The 1703-nt window shown below is 42.0% G+C and carries 1 protein-coding gene and 2 tRNA genes; 1 reads left to right on the top strand and 2 read right to left on the bottom strand.

From position 1 onward, the window contains the following. Positions 1-116 precede the first annotated feature (116 nt). Together ACOVO2_RS17010 and ACOVO2_RS17005 are read right to left on the bottom strand one after the other, a co-directional pair. A tRNA-Val gene (locus ACOVO2_RS17010) sits at positions 117-191 on the bottom strand. A 28-nt stretch (positions 192-219) separates the two neighbouring features. Then, a tRNA-Val gene (locus ACOVO2_RS17005) sits at positions 220-294 on the bottom strand. A gap of 269 nt (positions 295-563) precedes the next feature. On the opposite strand from ACOVO2_RS17005, the gene uxuA reads away from it, so the two are divergent. Beyond that, positions 564-1703: mannonate dehydratase (gene uxuA, locus ACOVO2_RS17000; RefSeq protein ID WP_421771130.1), on the top strand; the 1140-nt coding region annotated here is incomplete at its 3' end.

The following is a 1703-nucleotide window of genomic DNA, read 5'->3' as shown; positions in this document are numbered from 1 at the left end:
TTCGTGGGAATTACTGATGGTTCGACATATCGACGGTGCGACGACTCGCTTCGAATCAGTGACATCCTTAAAAAAGATTTTTCAATAAAAAAGCCTCAGATTTCTCTGAGGCTTTGTGGGAATTACTGGGTTCGAACCAGTGACCCCCTGCTTGTAAGGCAGGTGCTCTGAACCAGCTGAGCTAAACTCCCATGACACATTGTACTGCTTTGAAAAGAGTGGGAATTACTGGGTTCGAACCAGTGACCCCCTGCTTGTAAGGCAGGTGCTCTGAACCAGCTGAGCTAAACTCCCTTTTCACAAACGAAACTACTTTTTTGTTTGGGACTGCAAAGATGCAAGTCTGTTTTTTTATTTCCAAATATTCAATAAAAAAAAATATCAGTTTTTTATTTTTCCTTGTAAAATCATATTTAAAATTTGTTTTGTATAACCTCGTTTCAAGTTTTTGACCGTTTGCCCCTCCATACTGTCAAAAAAGTATTTGTTCCTGACAAAATATTAGTTGGAGACTTCTCGCCTTAGCTATATTTTTGTAAATCATTTATTTCAATCTTAAAAATATGGCTCTTGAACAAACATGGCGTTGGTTTGGCCCCAATGACCCAGTAAGTTTATCCGATGTTCGTCAAGCTGGGGCAACAGGTGTTGTTTCGGCACTTCATCATATACCAAACGGTCAGGTTTGGACAAAATCAGAAATTCAAGCTCGTAAATCTCTCATCGAAAGCAGTGGTTTGGTGTGGTCGGTGGTAGAAAGCGTGCCTGTGCATGAAGATATCAAGAAGGCTTCGGGAAATTATAAGCAATACATCGAAAACTACAAGGAAAGCCTCGTGAACTTGGCCGACTGTGGTATTGATACAGTTTGCTATAATTTTATGCCAATTTTGGACTGGACTCGTACTGACTTAGATTTTGAAGTAGCCGATGGCTCGAAAGCCTTGCGTTTCGATATGACCGAGTTTTGTGCTTTCGAAATGTATATTCTAAAAAGAGTAAACGCCGAGAAATCTTATTCGGAAGCACAAATTGCCAAAGCAAAAGCATGGTTTGAAAGTGCAAGCGAAGCTGATGTGACTCGTCTGACCAAAAATATTATCGCTGGCTTGCCAGGAAGCGAAGAAAGTTTTACGATTGAGGCTTTCAGAGAAACACTTGATACTTATAAATATATAGGAGATAAAGAATTACGCCAAAATCTGTATAGTTTTCTAAAAGAAATTACGCCAGTAGCCGAGCAAGCGGGCGTATTGTTGGCGATTCACCCCGACGACCCACCCTATCCGATTTTGGGCTTGCCACGTGTAGTAAGTACCGAAACCGATGCAAAATTATTGCTCGAAGCGGCCGAAAGTAAGTTTAACGGACTTTGTTTTTGCACAGGAAGCTACGGTGTGCGTGCTGATAATGATTTGGTCGGAATGGTTGAGCGTTTGGGCGACAGAATTAATTTCATACATTTACGAGCAACTAAGCGTGACGCCGAAGGAAATTTCTACGAAGCAGACCACTTAGATGGCGATGTAGATATGTATGGCGTAATGAAAGCGTTGGTTTTGGAGCAAAAACGAAGAGTAAGTGAAGGACGTGAAGATTACAGATTGCCGTTCCGCCCCGACCACGGACACAAAATGCTCGATGACCTAAACGCTACTAAACGTACAAACCCGGGCTATACGGCCATCGGTCGTTTGCGTGGT

Source organism: Emticicia sp. (assembly GCF_049241225.1).
In the GTDB taxonomy this organism is placed as follows: Bacteria; Bacteroidota; Bacteroidia; order Cytophagales; family Spirosomataceae; genus Emticicia.
The sequence above is the reverse complement of the archived record's forward strand: the minus strand, read 5'-3'. Positions and strand labels throughout refer to the sequence as shown.